At 57.8% G+C, this 18,213-nt stretch carries 22 protein-coding genes, 1 tRNA gene and 2 pseudogenes; 9 read left to right on the top strand and 16 right to left on the bottom strand.

Features of this window, described 5'->3' with window-relative positions; all coding sequences use genetic code 11:
• Genes tatB through LC334_RS19870 form a run of 3 tightly spaced genes read left to right on the top strand, consistent with a single transcriptional unit; the run spans window position 1 to window position 2,344 of the window.
• Window positions 1-606 carry a Sec-independent protein translocase protein TatB gene (gene tatB, locus LC334_RS19880; protein WP_085802141.1) on the top strand — a complete coding sequence of 202 codons (606 nt, stop codon included), beginning with the start codon at window positions 1-3 and terminating at the stop codon, window positions 604-606.
• Window positions 603-1,511: a twin-arginine translocase subunit TatC gene (gene tatC / locus LC334_RS19875; RefSeq protein ID WP_085802142.1), complete on the top strand. Its 909-nt coding sequence runs from the start codon at window positions 603-605 to the stop codon at window positions 1,509-1,511. Before tatB ends, tatC begins: the two co-directional genes overlap by 4 nt.
• 38 nt (window positions 1,512-1,549) lie before the next feature.
• A complete protein-coding gene (locus LC334_RS19870; RefSeq protein WP_085802164.1) occupies window positions 1,550-2,344 on the top strand; it encodes an ATP-binding protein in 795 nt (264 codons plus the stop codon).
• Window positions 2,345-2,557: 213 nt separating this feature from the next.
• Here the strand turns inward: LC334_RS19870 and LC334_RS19865 are convergent, their stop codons facing one another.
• The 4 genes from LC334_RS19865 to LC334_RS19850 all read right to left on the bottom strand — a co-directional run bounded on the left by LC334_RS19865 (window position 2,558) and on the right by LC334_RS19850 (window position 5,977).
• A complete protein-coding gene (locus tag LC334_RS19865; protein WP_085802143.1) occupies window positions 2,558-3,709 on the bottom strand; it encodes a peptidoglycan DD-metalloendopeptidase family protein in 1,152 nt (383 codons plus the stop codon).
• Between the two features lie 64 nt (window positions 3,710-3,773).
• Window positions 3,774-4,430, bottom strand: coding sequence for a protein-L-isoaspartate(D-aspartate) O-methyltransferase (locus LC334_RS19860; protein ID WP_085802144.1), 657 nt, complete (start codon window positions 4,428-4,430; stop codon window positions 3,774-3,776).
• Window positions 4,427-5,209 carry a 5'/3'-nucleotidase SurE gene (surE, locus tag LC334_RS19855; protein WP_085802145.1) on the bottom strand — a complete coding sequence of 261 codons (783 nt, stop codon included), beginning with the start codon at window positions 5,207-5,209 and terminating at the stop codon, window positions 4,427-4,429. Before surE ends, LC334_RS19860 begins: the two co-directional genes overlap by 4 nt.
• Before the next feature lie 111 nt (window positions 5,210-5,320).
• The gene (locus LC334_RS19850; RefSeq protein ID WP_085802146.1) at window positions 5,321-5,977 is read right to left on the bottom strand and encodes an SDR family NAD(P)-dependent oxidoreductase; all 657 of its coding nucleotides are present in this window, start codon (window positions 5,975-5,977) and stop codon (window positions 5,321-5,323) included.
• A gap of 286 nt (window positions 5,978-6,263) precedes the next feature.
• On the opposite strand from LC334_RS19850, the gene LC334_RS19845 reads away from it, so the two are divergent.
• Window positions 6,264-6,725 (top strand): hypothetical protein, encoded by a 462-nt coding sequence (locus tag LC334_RS19845; protein WP_085802147.1) that lies wholly within the window; start codon window positions 6,264-6,266, stop codon window positions 6,723-6,725.
• Window positions 6,726-7,023: 298 nt separating this feature from the next.
• On the opposite strand, the gene LC334_RS23140 is transcribed toward LC334_RS19845, so the two are convergent.
• Window positions 7,024-7,146, bottom strand: a complete 123-nt coding sequence (locus tag LC334_RS23140; RefSeq protein WP_263286586.1) for a hypothetical protein — start codon at window positions 7,144-7,146, stop codon at window positions 7,024-7,026.
• A 272-nt stretch (window positions 7,147-7,418) separates the two neighbouring features.
• A complete protein-coding gene (locus LC334_RS19840) occupies window positions 7,419-7,835 on the bottom strand; it encodes a SufE family protein (protein WP_085802149.1) in 417 nt (138 codons plus the stop codon).
• 129 nt (window positions 7,836-7,964) lie between these two features.
• On the opposite strand from LC334_RS19840, the gene LC334_RS19835 reads away from it, so the two are divergent.
• Window positions 7,965-8,477: a hypothetical protein gene (locus LC334_RS19835; RefSeq protein ID WP_085802165.1), complete on the top strand. Its 513-nt coding sequence runs from the start codon at window positions 7,965-7,967 to the stop codon at window positions 8,475-8,477.
• Window positions 8,478-8,502: 25 nt separating this feature from the next.
• Here LC334_RS19835 and rnd read toward each other — a convergent pair whose 3' ends face one another.
• The 3 genes from rnd to purM all read right to left on the bottom strand — a co-directional run bounded on the left by rnd (window position 8,503) and on the right by purM (window position 11,379).
• Complete coding sequence (rnd, locus tag LC334_RS19830; protein WP_085802150.1) at window positions 8,503-9,660, bottom strand: ribonuclease D; 1,158 nt, start codon at window positions 9,658-9,660, stop codon at window positions 8,503-8,505.
• A gap of 82 nt (window positions 9,661-9,742) precedes the next feature.
• On the bottom strand, window positions 9,743-10,336 hold the full coding sequence (purN, locus tag LC334_RS19825) for a phosphoribosylglycinamide formyltransferase (protein WP_085802151.1): 594 nt from the start codon (window positions 10,334-10,336) through the stop codon (window positions 9,743-9,745).
• The gene (gene purM / locus LC334_RS19820) at window positions 10,333-11,379 is read right to left on the bottom strand and encodes a phosphoribosylformylglycinamidine cyclo-ligase (RefSeq protein WP_085802166.1); all 1,047 of its coding nucleotides are present in this window, start codon (window positions 11,377-11,379) and stop codon (window positions 10,333-10,335) included. The genes purN and purM overlap by 4 nt, the downstream gene beginning before the upstream one ends.
• Window positions 11,380-11,486: 107 nt before the next feature.
• Between purM and LC334_RS19815 the strand changes: the two genes are divergently transcribed.
• The 3 genes from LC334_RS19815 to LC334_RS19805 all read left to right on the top strand — a co-directional run bounded on the left by LC334_RS19815 (window position 11,487) and on the right by LC334_RS19805 (window position 13,169).
• Window positions 11,487-11,563, top strand: a tRNA-Ile gene (locus LC334_RS19815).
• A 92-nt stretch (window positions 11,564-11,655) separates the two neighbouring features.
• Window positions 11,656-12,129, top strand: coding sequence for a DUF6538 domain-containing protein (locus tag LC334_RS19810; protein WP_085802152.1), 474 nt, complete (start codon window positions 11,656-11,658; stop codon window positions 12,127-12,129).
• Between the two features lie 140 nt (window positions 12,130-12,269).
• Entirely contained in the window at window positions 12,270-13,169 is a 900-nt protein-coding gene (locus LC334_RS19805) for an HNH endonuclease (RefSeq protein ID WP_176237770.1), read from the top strand.
• Window positions 13,170-13,362: 193 nt separating this feature from the next.
• On the opposite strand, the pseudogene LC334_RS19800 reads toward LC334_RS19805, so the two are convergent.
• From LC334_RS19800 to LC334_RS19770, 7 genes and pseudogenes are all read right to left on the bottom strand, one after another.
• Window positions 13,363-13,566, bottom strand: a pseudogene (locus tag LC334_RS19800) (recombinase family protein); the annotation flags it as partial.
• A 299-nt stretch (window positions 13,567-13,865) separates the two neighbouring features.
• Window positions 13,866-14,315: a DUF3299 domain-containing protein gene (locus LC334_RS19795; protein ID WP_223413092.1), complete on the bottom strand. Its 450-nt coding sequence runs from the start codon at window positions 14,313-14,315 to the stop codon at window positions 13,866-13,868.
• A gap of 53 nt (window positions 14,316-14,368) precedes the next feature.
• Window positions 14,369-14,839, bottom strand: a complete 471-nt coding sequence (locus LC334_RS19790; protein WP_223413091.1) for a DUF3299 domain-containing protein — start codon at window positions 14,837-14,839, stop codon at window positions 14,369-14,371.
• Window positions 14,840-14,889: 50 nt separating this feature from the next.
• Window positions 14,890-16,140, bottom strand: coding sequence for an ABC transporter permease (locus tag LC334_RS19785; protein WP_085802156.1), 1,251 nt, complete (start codon window positions 16,138-16,140; stop codon window positions 14,890-14,892).
• The gene (locus tag LC334_RS19780; protein ID WP_085802157.1) at window positions 16,137-16,868 is read right to left on the bottom strand and encodes an ABC transporter ATP-binding protein; all 732 of its coding nucleotides are present in this window, start codon (window positions 16,866-16,868) and stop codon (window positions 16,137-16,139) included. The genes LC334_RS19785 and LC334_RS19780 overlap by 4 nt, the downstream gene beginning before the upstream one ends.
• Window positions 16,834-17,460, bottom strand: a complete 627-nt coding sequence (gene zrgA, locus LC334_RS19775) for a zinc uptake protein ZrgA (protein ID WP_085802167.1) — start codon at window positions 17,458-17,460, stop codon at window positions 16,834-16,836. Before zrgA ends, LC334_RS19780 begins: the two co-directional genes overlap by 35 nt.
• A gap of 31 nt (window positions 17,461-17,491) precedes the next feature.
• Window positions 17,492-17,878, bottom strand: coding sequence for a Fur family transcriptional regulator (locus tag LC334_RS19770; RefSeq protein WP_085802158.1), 387 nt, complete (start codon window positions 17,876-17,878; stop codon window positions 17,492-17,494).
• A gap of 183 nt (window positions 17,879-18,061) precedes the next feature.
• Here LC334_RS19770 and LC334_RS19765 point away from each other — a divergent pair.
• A pseudogene (locus LC334_RS19765) lies at window positions 18,062-18,213 on the top strand (IS5/IS1182 family transposase); the annotation flags it as partial.

Raw genomic sequence — 18,213 nt, 5'->3', positions numbered from 1 at the left:
ATGTTCGACCTTGGCTGGACCGAGCTGCTGCTGATCGGCATCGTGGCGTTGATCGTCGTGGGGCCGAAAGACCTGCCGGGCATGTTCCGGGCGGTGGGCAATTTTGTCGGCAAGGCCAAGGGGATGGCGCGCGAATTCAGCCGCGCGATGAACGAGGCGGCAGATGATGCGGGCGTCAGCGATGTGACGAGCACGCTGAAGAAAGCCAGCAATCCAATGTCGAGCGCGATGGATGAGGTCAAAAAGGCCACCAGCTTTACCGAGCAGACCATGAACAGCGGCAAGCCCAAGGACGGTAAATCGACGCTGTCGCCTGAGCGTCAGGCGCAGGCCGAGGCGATCCGCAAAAAAACCGCTGAAAAGGCCACGGAACGCCTGTCGGCGGAAGCCGCCGAAAAAGCCGAAGCGGCAAAGCCCGCGGCGAAACCAGCGGCCAAGAAGGCACCGGCAAAGAAAGCCCCCGCAAAGAAGCCCGTTGCCAAGAAAGCCACGACAAAACCCGCAGCCGGCAAAAAGCCTGCGGCGAAGAAGGCTCCGGCAAAGACAGGGACCAAGACCGCCGCCAAGAAACCGGCGACAAGGAAATCCACTGAGGGCAAAGCATGAGCGATTCAGGCGAGATCGAAGACAGCTCAGCCCCGCTGATCGAGCATCTTGCGGAACTGCGCAACCGGCTCATTCACTCGGTCGTGGCCTTCATCATCGGCATGGTGATCTGTTTCACCGTGGCGACGCCGATCTTCAACTTTCTGACCTCACCGCTTTGCCAGGTATTGGCCGAAAGGGGTCAGGATTGCGACCTGATCTTCATCAGCCCGCAGGAAGGCTTTTTCGTCGCCATCAAGGTCTCATTGCTGGGCGGCTTCATGCTGGCGTTCCCCTATATCGCCAACCAGATGTGGCGGTTCGTGGCGCCGGGGCTCTATAAATCCGAAAAAGGCGCGTTTCTGCCGTTCCTGGTGGCCTCGCCGTTCATGTTCTTTCTCGGCGCGGCTTTCGCCTTCTACGTGGTCACGCCACTGGCCTATGATTTCTTCCTGGGGTTCCAGCAATTCGGCAATGAGGGCGAGGCCGTAGATGGCGGCCAGAATGCCGCGCCCCTGAGCGTGGTCTTTCAGGGTTCGGCCCAGGAATATCTCAACCTGACGATCAAGTTCATCGTCGCCTTCGGCATGTGTTTCCAATTGCCGGTGCTGCTGACACTGATGGGCAAGGCCGGGCTGGTCAGTTCCGAGGGTCTGCGCGCCGTACGCAAATACGCGGTGGTCGGCATTCTGGTTCTGGCCGCACTGGTAACGCCCCCGGACGTGATCACGCAGGTGATCCTGTTCGTCGTGGTCTACGGGCTTTACGAAGTGTCGATCCAACTGGTCAAACGCGTGGAGAAACAGCGCGAGGCGCGGATGCGGACCGAAGGCACCTGGTTCGAAGACGATGAAGAAGAGGCCGACGCCGATCTGGCTGATGAACTGGACGCCGAGGCGGGTGAGGCCAAGGGCGACAAACCGTGAGCGAGGCGCTGGAGCGGATCGCCAAAGCGCTGGAACGGATGAGCCCGGCGCCGCTTGATGCGCCTGATTTCACTGCGGCGGATGCCTTTGTCTGGCATGTCGATCCGGATCGCTTGCAGCCCGTCGACAAAGTCAATCGCGTGGATATGGGTCTGCTCGTTGGTGTTGACCGTTCGCGCGATACGCTGCTTGAAAATACCGTTCAGTTCGCAAGGGGGTTGCCTGCAAACAACGCGCTTTTATGGGGCGCGCGGGGTATGGGAAAATCCTCTCTGGTCAAGGCGGTGCATGCGGCCGTGCTGGCGCAGGGACATGAACTCAAGATCGTGGAATTGCAGCGCGAAGACCTGTCCAGTGTCGGGCGGCTTCTGAACCTGTTACGCGCCAGCGATCAGCGGTTTCTGCTCTTTTGCGACGATCTGAGCTTTTCCCATGACGATCAGCATTACAAATCGTTGAAGGCGGTGCTGGATGGCGGGATCGAAGGGCGACCAGAAAACGTGGTATTCTATGCCACCTCGAACCGCCGTCATCTGATGCCGCGCGATATGATCGAAAACGAGCGTTCGACCGCGATCAACCCCAGCGAAGCGGTTGAGGAAAAGGTGTCCCTGTCGGATCGCTTTGGTCTGTGGCTGGGTTTCCATCCCTGCGACCAGGATGAATATCTGGCGATGATCCGCGGGTATTGCGATGCCTACGGGGTCGAGATCGACAGCGAAACCCTACGCGCCGAGGCGATCGAATGGCAAGCCACGCGTGGCGCACGATCAGGCCGGGTGGCGTGGCAGTATTTCACCGATCTGGCCGGACGTCGAGGCGTGTCGATCTGAGCGGACACGACCGCTGGGAACCTGCCATTCCGTCTGCCGCCCGTCTCCCCGCGATGTCCGCCCCCGGCGGCTGCATTTGAAAAAGCAATGAGATCTGGGCGTGCCTTCACCGATCCAAAAATACTCCGGGGTTTGGGGTGAAACCCCAAGGCCTGCGTGGCCTGAGCGCAAAACTTAACTGCGTGAGCGCAGCGAACTCATTTTGGGAACAACTCAGCCCAGATAAGGTGCCGGATCGACACTGTCGAAACCTTCGCGAACCTCGAAATGCAGCGCTGCCGCGCCTTCGCGGCGGATCTCGGCCACTTTCTGACCCCTGGTGACCTGATCGCCCTTCTTGACGGCAACAGCGCCGACATTCGAATAGACGGTCAGCAGGTTGTCCTCGTGTTTGATGACGATAATCGGAACCCCATTGGTGTCTTCTGTGATCGCTGCGACAACGCCCGAGGCGGCCGCCTTGACCGGCGTGCCGGGATCGGCGGCGATGTCGATGCCGTCATTCTTGCCTTTCTGGTATTCGCGGATGATGTCACCGCGCACCGGGAATGCCATGCGGGATTGTTTCGTCGACGCGACGGTACGCGTGGCGCCAAGATCCGGCGCAGCGGTGCTTTTGACCGGTCGGGCGGCAGGTTTGGTGTCCTCGGTGGGAAGCGGTTTGGCAGCACTCGGCGGCGTCGGGGTCGGCGTGCCCTCCCCCGGGACAGACGTCGCATTCAGCGGTTGGGTGCTCTCGCCCGGAATGGCGACCGGGATCAACAGATATTGCCCCTCGCGCACGGCGAAATCACTGCCAAGGCCGTTCCAGTCCGCCAGGCTGCGGATCGAGACGTCGTAAAGCCGCGCGATGGTAAAAGCGGTCTCTCCACGTTTGACCTTGTGGCGAACAGGTTCGACACCGCTCTGACCGACGGGCTCCAGAGCCGAGGTCTGAACATCGCTGCTTTGCGCGTTATCGAGCGCCGTGCCGGCGATCGAGGTGATGTCGGCATTGCCCGGCTGGATCGGTCCGCCCAGGGGTTCGGCGACGCGCCCGGGCAGCGCCAGGATCTCGCCCTGGCGCAGGACATCTCCGGTCTGAATGCCGTTGTAATTGGCCAGTTGCGTGGGATCGGCACCAACACGGGCAGCGACGCTGGCTACGGTGTCGCCGCGCCGTGCCACGGCCACCTGATAGCCGGGATACGAGATAATGCCGCGGCCGTCGGGTTCGGGTCGGTTTGCGCTGGCGCTTCGGGCGGCAGCGGACGTATCGAGCGTTCTGTCGCCACGGAGATCGAAATCAAGCGTCTTGTTGCAGGCACTCAACATGGTCAGGGCTGTGCCCGCCAATATCATCACGGAATGGGTGCGGAAAGTCATGTACTCGTGTCCTCGTCATCTGCCCCTTGTGGCCGGAGCTTTGAATTACGTTTCTCTATTCGTGCTACGTGTCTTTGCCCAGGCCTTCGACCAGGGGCACGAAACGTACCGGCAGCAATTCATCGTATTCAAACCCCTGATCGGTACGGGTGACCCGGATCAGGTGTTGAACTGCGTCGGATTGCCCGACCGGCACCACCATAATACCCCCAATCTTGAGTTGCGCCAATAGGGGGCCCGGCGGGTCTTCGGCAGCGGCAGTTACAAGGATCCGGTCAAAGGGCGCCTGATCAGGCAGACCGAAACTGCCATCGCCGACAACCGGCGTGATGTTGACAAGATCCAGATCATTGAAAATTGCCGCCGCCTCACGCACCAGGCGCTTGTGGCGGTCTATCGTGTAGACGCGGCGCGCCAGCTGGCTGAGGATCGCGGCCTGATAACCCGAGCCGGTGCCGACCTCGAGGATCTTGTCACGCGGTTCGATCTTCAGGGCCTGGGTCATCAGCCCCACCACCGAGGGCTGGCTGATGGTTTGCCCGCAAGCGATCGGCAGCGGCATGTCTTCATAGGCACGCTCGGAAAAGAGGCCGCGGATAAACGGGCCACGGTCGATCTTTTCCATCGCCGAGAGGACGCGATTGTCGGTCACCCCGCGCGAGCGCAGCGCAAAGAGGAACTGCATCTTACGTTCGGCATTATTGTCGTCTTGGTCACTCATTCGATGGCTTTCAGCGGTGCCAGAGCATCATGCGCCGTCAGATCAGCCCGCATCGGCGTGACCGAGATATATCCCTGCAGGTTCACATCCGCATCCGAGCCCGGCATGGTCGGCTGCTGCTGCGGCGCACCGGTGACCCAGAGAAACCGGCGGCCCGAGGGGGACAGGTGCGGTTCAACTCCAAAGCCCATATCGCGGCGAAACCCCTGCGGTGCGGCGCGCAGACCTTTGACATCACCCGCAGGCACGGGCGGGAAGTTGATGTTGTAGAATATGCCGTAATCATCTTTGCTCCACACGCCCTTGTCGAGAAGCGTGCGCAAGGTTTGCAGCCCGTGGACGCGTGCGGCGTCAAACTGATCGTCCAGATCGCGATTGGCGGGGCCATAATACTGGCTGAGCGCAATCGCGGGGACCCCTTGCAGTGCCGCCTCCATTGCGGCCCCGACGGTGCCGGAATAGACAGCGTTCTCAGCCGAGTTGTTCCCCCGGTTGACGCCCGACAGGACCAGATCGGGCGGTGTAGTCTTCATCACATCATGAACGGCCACCAGCACGCAATCAGCGGGACTTCCCTGGGTGGCGTAGCGACGCTCGCCCATTTGCGTGACCATCATCGGCTGGGTGTAGGAGATGCAATGACCGACCCCGGATTGCTCAAACGCAGGGGCGACTGTCCAGACCTCGCCGTCCGGGCCAGCGAGCGCCGTGGCAATATCATGCATGACCTGCAACCCTGGGGCGTTGATGCCGTCGTCATTGGTAATGAGAATGCGCACGTTTGCCGCCCCTTTATGTCCTGAGCCTTAGTAGCGATGGCGATGCGGCGGGGCAAGCGCGGCAACACCCGACGCGCATGTCGGTCCTGCATGCAGGCAAGATCTGGGGGTTCATTTGCCGATGGCTTCGAGAAGACGGCGGGCCTCGGCGCGCGGTGCGGCCAGCGGGCCGCGATCTTCGCCCGGGAAGAACCGCGCACGGGTGGCCGTGGGCATCGGCTGCGGCGTCAGGATATGGACATGCGGCCCCGTGCGGACGGTTTCGGCCTGCCAACTGCGCGCCAGGGCGATCTGGGCGGATTTGCTGGCGCCGTATGCGCCGAAAAACTTCTCCCCCGCCTGCGGGTCGTCGAAAAAGAGCGCGCTGCCTTCCTCTCCCAGAAGTGGCGAGATAAACGGGATAAGCTGCCCGGTTGCGGTGACATTGCACGCCACCGATTTGGCCCAGTCCTTGGCATCAAGATAGGCGGCGGGCGTCAGCGGTGCGGCATGAACCGCCGCATGGGCCCAGATATCAAGCCCACCCCAGCGGTCATGGATCGACCGGCAAAGCTGCGCCATAGCGTCAGGGTTGGTCACATCCATCGGCGCCAAAGTAGCCTGGCCACCACTCGCCTGAATGCGATCGTCCAGCTCTTCCAGCGCACCGGTGGTGCGGCCCACCGCGACAACGTGGTGGGTTTTCGCCAGCTCCTCGGCCAGCGCGGCCCCGAGCCCACGAGAGGCGCCGGTGACAAGAGCGATCATCGGGAATTTCTTATCATCCATCCTGAGGCAAATCCCATCATGTGGCACATTAATCAAGGGCTTTGGGAGACTTTTTCCAACCCCGGCACGTCTCGTCTCTATCCTTCGCGGGGATTCGACCGGCGCGAGACATACGAACACGCAGGAATAATGGCTTACCTATCAAACCAGACGACAAAAAGAAAAAAAAAGAGGTTGCTTTGCGGACTTTGTCGCCGTTCGTAGGACTACGTCTCTGCGGTCTCGTCCTGTTAACTTACCGCAAAGGCTAGTATTGGCTAATAAGCAGGAGCAAGGAAGCTACCACATGGAAACAAGCTACTATCAGAAGGTTACGGAAGAACGCTACTATGATAGATTTGAAAGCACTCTAGTTAATCAAAAATGTTTGTCGATCGTGCGCCGAGAAAACGACTGGCTGATTGAGTTTTCGGAGGATGCATTTATCGAGTTGTACGTGCCTTGGCGCATAGTTTCCGGAGGACGAATTGTGTTTTCCGATGAGGACGATGGTCAATTATTCGGCCTTTCGGAACCAAAAAATGGCGAAGAAATTGCCAAGAGTTTTCTCCGAAGTAAAAAGATCAGTACAGTCACGACTGATCGAGAAACCGGCGATCTATCTCTGCTTTTTTCTGGCGGTTCGAGACTCGATGCTTTCAGTAATTCAGCAGGGTATGAGGCGTGGAGAGCACAATACAAATTTGAGCAAAGTACGCACAATTTCGTCGCGCTGGGTGGCGGTGAGATTGCATTCCTTAGCTCCTGAATCTGTCATCGTTTGATAATGTCCGCTGAGGGCTCGGAGCCGTAATCCAATTATACAAATCACAACTTCGATCGATCGTGTATCTCCTGCACCGCAGAAAAAAACCGCCGCACGTTCCGGCAAGAACGGCGGCGGTCAGGGAATGCGGGTTCCGTGGGGTCTGATCCTTCATCAGGGGATGAGGTAAGCCCTGAGACATGAGGACAGGCAGTTTGTCGTTTGCGTCGTATCTTGAGATGGGGACAGGTGATACGCGCACGGATCAGAAACGGAACATCGCAGGCAGAAACTCGTGAATTCAGGTAAGTCCAGGCAGGTAAAGCGCACCCACCAGCATCACCATCAAGGCTGCCGCACCAATAGCATCACCGAGCAGAGTGCTGCTGGACCGGATGGCGGCGGTTTTGAGCTGGTTTATCATGGCGGGCTCCTGTCTTTCTTGTTTCCTCTTTGTTCTCATTTCAGAAAGGTTTTGTAAAGAACTTTTTAAGAACATTCGTGAACAAAAGCGGTTTGCCTCTCAAACCCTTTTGAAAAATAACGGAATTTTAAGTCGGGATAATACTCGCGTTGGCCCAATACGTTGTTGTTCACTTAAGGCACACGTGAATCCGGAGAGAATTCACATCCGATCAGACGAAAAGCAATAGAGTTGGCCTTGAGTCGCCATCCGACCTGAGAGTGCCGAGCGGCTCAGCTCTGCGCTTCTTCGGCCGCCACCAGCCGGATACGTTCGATCATTGCGCGCAGCCCGTTTGACCGCTGCGCAGAAAGGTGATCGTTCAGCCCCAGGCGGGCCAGCTCACCACCAGCGTCAACGCTGGGCACCTCGGCAACCGGTAGGCCGTTATAAAGCGCGCGCAGCACCGATATCAGCCCGCGCACGATCATCGCGTCGCTGTCACCCTCGAAGGAAAACACACCAGACTCAATGCGCGGATGCAGCCAGACCTGACTGGCGCAGCCGTCGACCTTGGTAGATGGCACCTTGAGCGCGTCATCCAATGCCTGCATCGCCTTGCCGTGGTCAATGACATAGCGATAGCGATCTTCCCAATCTTCAAGGAAATCAAAATCGGCAACGATGTCTTCAAAGGCGGGTTGGGCCATGGGTGCGGGTCCGTTCAGCTGGTGCCAAACACCTAAGCGCGCTCTGGCCAAAGGTCCAGACCCACCTTCTGTCTTTTCAAGGCGCGCCTGATGAGGTAACCCGATGTGAGCAAGTAGAAGGCAGGTATGATGCGTAAGGTTGTGGCAATTCTGGTGATCTCGTCGATAGTATTGTCGGGCTGTTCGCGCCTGCGGGATTCGCGTCTGAACCCCGGCAACTGGTTTGGCGGTGGTCGCACGGCGCCAGTGGCTGGCACGACAGGCGCCGAGGCTAACCCGTTGATCCCCAAAACCACCCGCATACGCCGCAAGGATCGCAAGCAGATTTATCGGGGCACGCCGGTCGATCAGGTCACCAGCGTGATTGTCGAACCGACAACCGCGGGCGCCATCATCCGGGTCACCGGTGTCTCGTTGCAGCAAGGCGCCTTCGATGTCCGCCTGATCGCCGACAACAAGGGCGAGCCGGTCAACGGGGGTCTGACCTATCGCCTGATGGCGCTCCAACCCACCGACACCCCCCAGGGACAGGTCCGTCAGCGTACCCTTCATGCCGGGCAGTTTGTCTCGAACCATGATCTTGCTGTGACACAGACCATCCGCGTCATCGGCGCACGCAACGAGCGCGTCATCAAACCCTAAGACCGCAGTCGGGACTCAGCCCCGGTCAGAGATCAATGATCCTGATATCGTTGCCCTTCGCGGTCAGCGCCACCTTGCCATCACAAAGGCGTAGAGCATCCCGCCCGAAAACATCCGCCCGCCAGCCGCCAAGCGAGGGCACGTCCCGCATCCCGGCGGCGATCTGATCCAGTTCCGCCGCATTGGCGATCAGCTTGGGTGCTACACCGTAATCTTCGGTCTTGGCCTTGAGAAGCACACGCAGAAGATCCGCCAGCGCCGGGTTGACCTGCAGCTTTTCCTGCCGCGTGTCAGCTTTTGGATGATCCTTCGACGGGCACGCGAGCCCTGCCTTGACTGCTGCCAGAATACCTTCGGCAATGTCGCCTCGGCGGGCTTCCCGCAACAACAGGCGCGAGCGCCCCAGATCCTGCACCGTAGCAGGCTTGGTCGAGGCCAGTTCGACCAGCGCGTCATCCTTGTAGACCCGGTTTCGTGGGATGTTACGGGATTGGGCAAAGTTTTCGCGAAACTGTGCAAGCTCGCGCACGATGGCCAGAAAACGGCCCGAATTGTTGCGCGTCTTGACCCGCTTCCACGCCTCTTCCGGATGGGTGACATAGGTATCGGGATCGTTGAGGATCTGCATCTCCTCCGCCACCCATTTCTCTCGGTTGGTCTCGCGCAGCTTCGCGGCCAGAAATTCGTAAATCTCGCGCAGGTGGGTCACGTCGGCCAGAGCATAGGTTTTCTGCGCCTCGGTCAGCGGGCGGCGTGACCAGTCGGTAAAGCGCGAGGTCTTGTCAAGCTGCTGCTTGGCAATCTTGCGCACCAGCGTTTCATACCCCGCCTGCTCGCCAAAGCCACAGACCATCGCTGCCACCTGCGTGTCAAACAGCGGCGTCGGAATGACCCCTGCGTCGATGTAGAAAATCTCCAGGTCCTGGCGCGCGGCATGGAACACCTTGACCACCGATGTGTCGCGAAAAAGCGCGTAGAGCGGGTCAAGCGACAGACCCTCCACCAGCGGGTCGACCAGCACCGCATCGCCCGCGGCGTCTCCGGGCACCGCCAACTGCACCAGGCAAAGCTTGGAATAGTAGGTTCGTTCGCGCAGAAATTCTGTATCGACGGTGACATAATCATGCGCCGCGGCCTTTTGGCAGAACGCAGCCAGATCTTCGGTAGTGGTAATTGTTTTCATGTAGGTTCAGGTATCTTTCCCGGAGCGATAAAGTTCCGCTGGTATAGGGGAGCGGTGGGCAAATGGAAATGCCCTGAAACGCCTATGGTAAAGTGATCATCCGCCGGTCTCCCGCCGCGAAGCGGCGCAGCACCGCGGGGTAGAGGATATGTTCCAGTTCCAGCACCCGTGCCGCCAGTGTTTCAGCCGTCTCGCCCGCCTCGATCGCCACTTCTGCCTGGCCCAGTATCGGACCATCATCCAGCGCGGGCGTAACTTCGTGCACAGTGCATCCGGCTTTGGTATCGCCCGCCTGCAACGCACGCGCATGGGTATTGAGACCGCGATATTTAGGCAAAAGCGACGGGTGGATATTCAGCATCCGGCCCTGCCAGCGACTGACAAAACCTTCGGTCAGAACCCGCATGAACCCCGCAAGGCACAGGATATCGGGTCGTGCCTCCGTAAGACGGGCGTGCAGTATGTCCTCGAATGCAGCGCGATCCTCGCCATAAGGGCGGTGGTCCACCACCGCCGTGTCGACCCCGCGATCCGCCGCCTTCCGCAACCCGCCTGCGTCATGATTGTTCGAAAGAACCAGACAGGCCCGTGCCGGATGATCGCCGGTCATGCTCTCCACCAGCGACACCATGTTGGAGCCGCTGCCCGAGATCAGGATCGCCACGCGTTTGGTCAAGCCAGCGCCCCGGTATAGGTGACACCGGGCGTTGCGGTCACCTGACCCAGACGGCAGACGTTTTCGCCCTCGGCTTCCAGCAGCGATTGCAGCGCATCAGCGCGATCTTCGGCCACTGCCAGCACCATGCCGATACCGCAGTTGAAGGTCTTGAGCATCTCGGCCTCGGCCATGCCACCCTGCGCCGCAAGCCAGCCAAAGACCGGCGGCAACGCAAAGCTGTCCAGATCGATCGCAACGCCCATGCCCTCAGGCAGCACGCGCGGGATATTCTCGGTCAGGCCCCCGCCGGTGATATGGGCCAGCGCATGCACGCCCCCTGCCCTGACCACGCTGAGCGCCTGTTTCACATAAAGTCGTGTGGGCGTCAGCAGCGCCGCCCCCAGCGTGCCCTCCGCCCAGGGGCAGTCAGCCTCCCAGCCCAGTCCCGACATCTCGACCAGCTTGCGCACCAGGCTGTAGCCGTTCGAATGCACGCCGTCGCTGGCCAGACCCAAAAGCACATCGCCCGTCGTCACGCCCGCCGGCAGATCACTGCCGCGTTCCATCGCGCCGACCGCAAACCCCGCCAGATCAAAATCACCTTGCGAGTACATCCCCGGCATTTCGGCGGTTTCACCCCCGATCAAAGCCGCGCCTGATCGCACACAGCCCTCGGCGATGCCCTCGATGATCCGCGCAGCACTGTCGGTATCCAGCTTGCCGGTGGCGAAATAATCAAGGAAGAAAAGCGGTTCCGCCCCCTGACAGACCAGATCGTTGACGCACATCGCCACCAGATCAATGCCAACACCGTCGACATTGCCGGTGTCGATCGCGATGCGCAGCTTGGTCCCGACCCCATCGGTGGCAGCCACAAGGATCGGGTCATCATACCCGGCGCCCTTAAGATCAAACAGCGCGCCAAACCCGCCGAGACCCGCCATCACCCCGGGCCGCGTCGTGCGCTTCGCCGCCGGTCTGATCCGATCCACCAGCGCATTGCCCGCGTCGATATCGACACCGGCATCGGCATAGGTCACACCGTTCTTGTTCTGGCTCATGGGGCCCTCCATTTGCGCGTGCCCGCCAGTTAGACCAATCCCCCGCGCGGTGCAATCGCCAAAGCCTTGACGCGCTCCGCCGCGCTGGCTACGACGGGTCGCAGGTCGGGCCTGTAGCTCAATTGGTTAGAGCAGAGCGCTCATAACGCTTTGGTTGGGGGTTCGAGTCCCTCCGGGCCTACCAGACTATCCCATTGATATTAAATAAAACCCTTGCATTACAAGGGTTTTGCCTGTTTGAAGGTTACAACTTTGGTTACAAAATGGGTTTAAGTTATGGCGGGTAAGATCAGGAACATGGTGAACCGATCCGGGCGTTATCATGCGCGGCTGGTGGTTCCGAAAGACCTGCGCGGGATTGTGGGTAAGACTGAACTTCGCCAACCATTGGGCGGTGACTACCGGCAGGCATTGAGATTACTGCCCGGCGCGGTGGCCCAGCTTCAGCACCGGATTGCGACCGCCGAGCGCAAGGCGGGTGTTGCGCGCAACAATGCAGCGCCACGTTACCCCCTCGCCCCCGACCAAATAGCACTGAGCCATTACAACCAACGCCTCGCATTTGACGATGAACTGCGAAATGACCAACGTTATGCATCGACTGGCATCGACTACCTACTTGTGGACCGCTTGCGTGAAGCGGTTGCTGGCACCGCGTCCGATGAAGAACTGCAATCTTTGGTGGGCCACCAGATCGACCGATTTAGGGCCGCTGGTAACCTCGACGCAAAGCAAGGTTCCGATGGATGAGTGTGGAAATGGAAAAGACTATGCGCGGTGTAGTGGTTGATGAATTGTCACGACAGATGCGCCCGGGTAATATGATACCTAGAGCGCGATGAGCAGTTACTTGCGCATAAGATGTGATCTAGAGTTGGCAGGCAATTCCTTTGAAGTTTGATAAGAGACAACCTGACAAAACTCTCGCAACGATAAACGAGTGCATCTATTGCTCCGCCAAAGAAACGAGTCTGGCCAAGGAACACATCATTCCAAGATCGCTTGGTGGCAATTTGGTATTGAAGAATGCATCTTGTCTAGATTGTTCCAAAATCACTTCCAAGTGGGAAACTTCAGTTAGTGAAATCGCCTACAAGATTTTGCGGGCGTCTGCTGGCTTTCCTACTCGAAGACCAAAAAACACACCCAAAGAAGTGCAATTCGAAGTTTCAGGTTGTGGGAAACTGACAGCCATAAATGTAGCTCTCAAAGACGCTCCCATTACAGTTCTGCGCCCAAATTATGCTCTGCCACCATTCTTGAAAGAGCTGCCTCTCAAATCTAGCGACATGCATACAGTCGATGCTTTTCAGCTACCAGATCCAGACGAATTTACCAATCGCCGCGCCCGAATATTTTCATGGATGAGAAATCATGACCCTAAATCCGAAAGCCGAACATTAAAGGCAACGACCGAAAGCTTCAAGGTCGGAACGTTCGAACGCATGATAGTCAAAATTGGAATTGGTTTGATTTGGGCAGCCGACTCGGAATTCGCGAAAGCGCAGTCGATAGGAAAAGATTTGTTTCTAACCAAGGACGAAATGTATGACAGAGGGACCGACAAGAAGCGCTTCGTTCCAAAGAATGTCTTTTCGGTAGCGTCAACAGATGCATTGGAAAACGAAAGATATGCGGCCAGTGTCTTTTCGAAACAGGAAGGCGCAGAGTTAGCCCACTACGCTGCAATCAGAATTTTTCCACATATCGTGTTTCCGACATACCTATATCGATGTGGGGCAACCGGAGGAACAAGACTTTCCGCAAAATACTATTCATCCGAAAATTAGAATGTCCCTGGCAATTTCTTGGAGGCCCTTTTTGCGGTGTGTCCGTGGCAATTTCTTGCTTGTTATGTAATAGTAATAAAAACAAAGGTTTATAATCAGTCCAAGAAAATGCCACGGACACTTCTTCCAACACACTCTCAGGAAGACACCTCGCGCCTTCGGCGCTCGCCTGCGCGGCCTTCGGCCTTGCCGGGCGCTGCGCGCCCCGACCATTGTTCATACGCTCCGCTGTCACTTCCCGCTCGAACTGAGCAAAGGACAACAGAACGTTCAGCGTCAGCCGTCCCATGCTGGTTGTGGTATTGAACTGCTGGGTGACGGAGACAAACGACACGCCTGCAGCATCAAAGATTTGGACCATATGTGCAAAATCAGCCAGGGATCGCGTGAGGCGATCTGCCGCCGCAAAGGGATGCTGCGTAGGCGAAATCTGGATCTGCAAAAGGCGGCTGAGTCCACATACCGGAAGTTGGTGTCCTGCATTCCAAATGTCTTCTGTCCGACAAAAGTCGCCTTTCGCATATTCGAATGCAGATTGCGGCAGTGCAGAACCAAACGGGCTTTCGCTGCGGTTGCGCCAATGGCTGCTCCGAGAAAAGCTCGGGCGGTTCGTGAAGGCTAACAGGGCCCATCTCTTTGTTTTGAGAGTCTCTGAAGTGTGCCCGGCCAAGTCTTGGAATGATGGTCTGGTCTGAATTACCCGCGATACGGCGCAATCTTGTTAGCAGACAGTGCATAACCGATATCCGCGAGATGTGTGGAGATCGACGACACGCCAAACATGCCGGTGACGTGAACCGGTTCGTACAATCCTTCACTCGCATAAGGCTCTTTTGTCGTCACAAAAACCAATTGATTGGCAGGCGGTGGTGGGACGTGGACACAGGCACCGACAAACGGCACGAGGATGAAGGCGACAACGCCGGTGTCCCTTTGATCAATAGGCACAATGAACCCCGGCAGACGAATAATCTGTCCGTTCCAATCTGTTCTGACACCGCTTGACGCTGGTTGTTGGCTGGAGAGAGGCGCAGTTTCATGGTCGATAAATCCCTGCAGCACATTTGGCACGGCGGTTTCACCTTCGGGAAGAAGGTCAGTCCAACTCAGATCAACCACATCTTCAGCCTTTGCGACCTGCGGCATCAGCGTCGTCGCGGCCAGACCAGTCAGTATTGATCGCCGGTCAAGCGTGCGTTTCACCATACGTAGACTTTCATTTCATCGGCGGAGATGGAATAGCCCGTTTGACCGAGATTGGTTGACTGCAGCTGTGTCCGCATGGTTCCTGTCACCCAAACAGCGTCCCACAGCTGATCGCCTGGCCATGGTTTTTTAGCGTTCACCATAACAAGCTGATTTGCCGGGGGTGGTGGCGTGTGAATGCAAGCGCCAACATAAGGGACCAGCATGAAATCCTTCACGCCCTCGGCGCTCACGTCAAAGGGGATAATGAAGCCAGGCATTTTGATGTAGGCACCATTCAGAGACTCATTCAGCTTGGTGCCATTAGCATCGTAGATGGGGTTCCAGAGGTCGTTGGCCTCGTCCATCTCACCTTCGCCGATGATCTCGGAATATGGAACGCCCGGCGGAATAAGGTCATCCCACATGATTTCTCGGGGTGTACTGGCAAAAGCAGACGCAGGGGCAAAGGCAGTTGCAGTCATAAGCGACAGGGCAGACCTTCGGTTCAGCATTTGAGACCTCATTCTCAACATCACGTTTTCACCATCATACCATCTGCCAGGGACATTCTGTAGGCCCTGAAAGCCGGGACGAGGCTCACAATTGCGCCAGCACCGATGACCGCCAGAATGACCGCTGCTTCGCGCATCGTGGGGGCATCGATGGGCAGCCAAAGGCCGAAGGCACTGTCCAGAACGGGTTGAGCAATCATCAGGCCGACATAGAGGAGGGCCAGACCAAGCAGCGCGCCGATGGCCGCCATCAGCATCGCCTCGAGCACCAACAGGCTCAGGATGGTCATTGGTTTCGCCCCCATGGCGCGAAAGATTGCCATTTCGCGGCGGCGCTCGCTGAGGCTGGAAAAGATGGTCGCCATCATGCCAATCAATGCAGTCACGACCACCATCGTTGAGACGGCCAAGAGCGCAGTTTCCGCGATGCCAACGATACCCCAGAGCTCCTGCAAGGCGACGCCGGGCAGGATGGCCAGCAGTGGTTCCTCCGGGTATTCATTGATAGCGCGTTGAAGGGCGAAGGTCTGCAACGGGCTTTCGACGCCAACAAGCGCCGCTGTCACAGCCTTCGGTGTCAGCTCCATCTGGCGGATCACATCGGCAGGCGTCGATTGCCCGGGGATCTGAGCGCCGCTTTGCCAATCCACATGGATTGCCTCGATCGCTTCCAGGCTGACAATCACGGTTCGGTCTACCGGCGTGCCCGTTTTCGCCAGAATACCCGACACGCGGAACGGCTGGTCCTTGTGCTCGGTAAAAGAGGCGAGGCCGTGGGCAACAACAATGGGATCATCCACGCTATAGCCCAAAGTCGCGGCTACATCTGCGCCGATGACCGTATCGAAGATGTCATCCATGACAATACCTTCGACCATCTCAAGCGACCGGCCCTGCCGGTATTTGTAATGCTCAAAGAAGTCCTGCGTCGTACCCATGACACGGAACTGTCGGTGGCTGTCGCCCAGTGAGATCGGCACGATCCAGTCGACATCCGAGCGCGCAGCAATGTCCTGATAACTTTCCCAGGTCACATTGTTCGTCGCGTTGCCAATACGGAACACCGAATAGAGCAAGAGCTGCACCGACCCTGACCGGGCGCCGACGATCAGGTCCGTGCCTGAGATCGTATCGGCAAAGCTGGCCTTGGCACCTGTGCGGACCTTTTCGACACCAAGGTAGAGCGCGACCGAAAGGGCAATCGCTAGGATGGTCATCCCTACCGTGAGCGCGCGCGCAAAGAGGGATGCGATGGCAAGACGCAAGATCATGCGGCGGCCCGCTCGATCTGCGCGATGTCTTCCATGCGTATAACTCGGTCGAATCGTTCCCCCAATCGCGGATCGTGGCTGACCATAAGGAGCGAGGTGTTGTGGGCTGATGTTTGCTGGAAGAGCAGATCAAGAAAAGCCGCCTGGCTATTTGCATCAAGGGCCGATGTCGGTTCATCCGCGATAATGAGTGGCGGATGACCAATCAAGGCCCGCGCCACGGCCACCCGCTGCTGTTGGCCCACACTCAGCGCATTGGCCTTGGCGGCAAACACATCCTTTGGCAAACCAAGTTGCTCACACAAGGCTGCGGCTGCAGCCTTTGCGTCTCCCGCGCTTTTGCGCCGATCCGGGGCAAATCGGAGGGGCAGAAGGATGTTGTCGGCCACCGTTCCGAAAGGCAGAAGATTGAACTGCTGAAAGATTACCCCGATCTGTTCAGCGCGGAACCGGTCACGCGCCCCGCCGGACAGCGTCGTGATATCTGTTCCGGCGACCCGCACGGTCCCTTTATTGGGAAGGATGGTGCCGCAGATCAGCGACAACAGCGTGGATTTACCCGATCCGCTTTCGCCCAGGAGCAATACCGCTTCGCCCTTATCAACAGTGAAGTTGGACAAAGACAGAGCGAACCTTGTTCGGCCGGGCCAATGAAACCCGACTTCTGAGAGTTCAAGGACCGGCAGCGTCACCTTAAAAAAGGCTCCGCAGATCGAGTACCGGCGCATCACGTTGCACTTCAAACGCCTGCGCGCCAGAGCTGGTAATGATCTGCACCTCAAGCTCACGCGCGTTTTCAAAGGTATCGAAATAGGCGAAGCCGATTTCGGTCAAAGCCATCGGATTGGCGCAGGTAAGGGTATACTCAGCATGAAACTCTGTATGCCCGGCTTCGCCCGCATGTTCCTCGTGCTCTGCGTGATCATCGTGTTCAGCATGGTCATCATGTTCTTCGTGCTGACCATGGCCTGCATGGTCGTCATGATCCGCGTGCTCGCCGTGGGCCTCTTCGCTTTCGAGCCCTGCAATCGCTTGCGTTACCGAGCATTCAGCCTCAGCAGGCAGCACAAACAGATCAAGCGGTGCCGCAAGCGTGGCGACCGCTGCATCCACCGCCGCGCGATCTGCTTCGCTTTCGGCGGCATATTCGAAACCGACAATATCTGCTCCAGGGGCATTGAACTCCATGGCCACCGTTATGCCTTCGATAGCTATGTTCAGCACGCCTACGCCGTGTTCGTGGGCATCGAGCTGGCGGGTATCTTCTGCAAGTGCAGGGACGGCGGCGAGAATGGAAAGCAGGGAAAGTGTCTGTTTCATGATGTGTCCAATGCGACTGGTTTGGGTGAGGTCAGGCTGCGCAGATTCCGCATTGCCCATGGATTTCGACGATGTGACGCTCTGCACAGAATGCACTGTGGTCCGTGAGCTTGGTTAGCTTTGGCAACAGACCGCTGCCATCGTGCTCTTCGACCGATCCACATTCTTCACAAATCGCAAGAACCGGTACACTTTCGGCATGATTGCACCGACAGGGCACAAAGGCCTTGATGGATTCAAGCCGATGTGCGCGCCCTTGATCGGTTAGTGCCGACAAGGTGCGATAAACGGTTGGTGGCGCAATATCCGGTTCATGCGCCTGTAACTCTTCAAGTATCTGGTAGGCTGTCATCGGCTTTTCGCACGCATTAAGTACGCTTAAAACATCGTCCTGTCGCGCTGTGGCTGGTTTTCTCATGCTCGAACCTCCGGTACTTGAAGGTTTGTTATTTTATAAAGTAACAAATGACAAGATCAAGGAGGCAGACGTTCATGCAATCTACAGAAATTGGGAGTTTTGGCTTATTTCGTTGAAAAACTCTTCCTTGATTGAGGGGCATGTCGCTGATTCAATCTCTACATTGAGATGGGAGATTGAGCGATGTTGGGACCGAGGCAGGAAGCGCAGGCAGCGCTGTTCTACGCGTTCTCGCTGGAGGATCACGTCCCTCAAGAACATCTGTTGCGGTCGATTGATCGGTTCGTCGACTTGCACAGCATTCGCGCTCATCTTGCCGATTTCTATAGCCATAC

The sequence above is a fragment of the Roseovarius aestuarii genome, from assembly GCF_019966515.1.
GTDB lineage: Bacteria > Pseudomonadota > Alphaproteobacteria > Rhodobacterales > Rhodobacteraceae > Roseovarius > Roseovarius aestuarii.
Note: the sequence above shows the minus strand (reverse complement) of the source record. Positions and strands in the feature narration are given on the sequence as shown.

Coding starts and splice junctions, on each gene's coding strand:
- LC334_RS19785 (WP_085802156.1), bottom strand. CDS start 16,140: ATGATCTTGCGTCTTGCCATCGCATCCCTCTTTGCGCGCGCGCTCACG.
- LC334_RS19845 (WP_085802147.1), top strand. CDS start 6,264: ATGGAAACAAGCTACTATCAGAAGGTTACGGAAGAACGCTACTATGAT.
- LC334_RS19860 (WP_085802144.1), bottom strand. CDS start 4,430: ATGAGTGACCAAGACGACAATAATGCCGAACGTAAGATGCAGTTCCTC.
- LC334_RS19865 (WP_085802143.1), bottom strand. CDS start 3,709: ATGACTTTCCGCACCCATTCCGTGATGATATTGGCGGGCACAGCCCTG.
- LC334_RS23140 (WP_263286586.1), bottom strand. CDS start 7,146: ATGATAAACCAGCTCAAAACCGCCGCCATCCGGTCCAGCAGCACTCTG.
- rnd (WP_085802150.1), bottom strand. CDS start 9,660: ATGAAAACAATTACCACTACCGAAGATCTGGCTGCGTTCTGCCAAAAG.
- purM (WP_085802166.1), bottom strand. CDS start 11,379: ATGAGCCAGAACAAGAACGGTGTGACCTATGCCGATGCCGGTGTCGAT.
- LC334_RS19790 (WP_223413091.1), bottom strand. CDS start 14,839: ATGACTGCAACTGCCTTTGCCCCTGCGTCTGCTTTTGCCAGTACACCC.
- LC334_RS19780 (WP_085802157.1), bottom strand. CDS start 16,868: ATGCGCCGGTACTCGATCTGCGGAGCCTTTTTTAAGGTGACGCTGCCG.
- tatB (WP_085802141.1), top strand. CDS start 1: ATGTTCGACCTTGGCTGGACCGAGCTGCTGCTGATCGGCATCGTGGCG.
- LC334_RS19870 (WP_085802164.1), top strand. CDS start 1,550: ATGAGCCCGGCGCCGCTTGATGCGCCTGATTTCACTGCGGCGGATGCC.
- LC334_RS19810 (WP_085802152.1), top strand. CDS start 11,656: ATGGCGGGTAAGATCAGGAACATGGTGAACCGATCCGGGCGTTATCAT.
- LC334_RS19840 (WP_085802149.1), bottom strand. CDS start 7,835: ATGGCCCAACCCGCCTTTGAAGACATCGTTGCCGATTTTGATTTCCTT.
- zrgA (WP_085802167.1), bottom strand. CDS start 17,460: ATGAAACAGACACTTTCCCTGCTTTCCATTCTCGCCGCCGTCCCTGCA.
- LC334_RS19770 (WP_085802158.1), bottom strand. CDS start 17,878: ATGAGAAAACCAGCCACAGCGCGACAGGACGATGTTTTAAGCGTACTT.
- LC334_RS19850 (WP_085802146.1), bottom strand. CDS start 5,977: ATGGATGATAAGAAATTCCCGATGATCGCTCTTGTCACCGGCGCCTCT.
- LC334_RS19795 (WP_223413092.1), bottom strand. CDS start 14,315: ATGCCGCAGGTCGCAAAGGCTGAAGATGTGGTTGATCTGAGTTGGACT.
- LC334_RS19835 (WP_085802165.1), top strand. CDS start 7,965: ATGCGTAAGGTTGTGGCAATTCTGGTGATCTCGTCGATAGTATTGTCG.
- tatC (WP_085802142.1), top strand. CDS start 603: ATGAGCGATTCAGGCGAGATCGAAGACAGCTCAGCCCCGCTGATCGAG.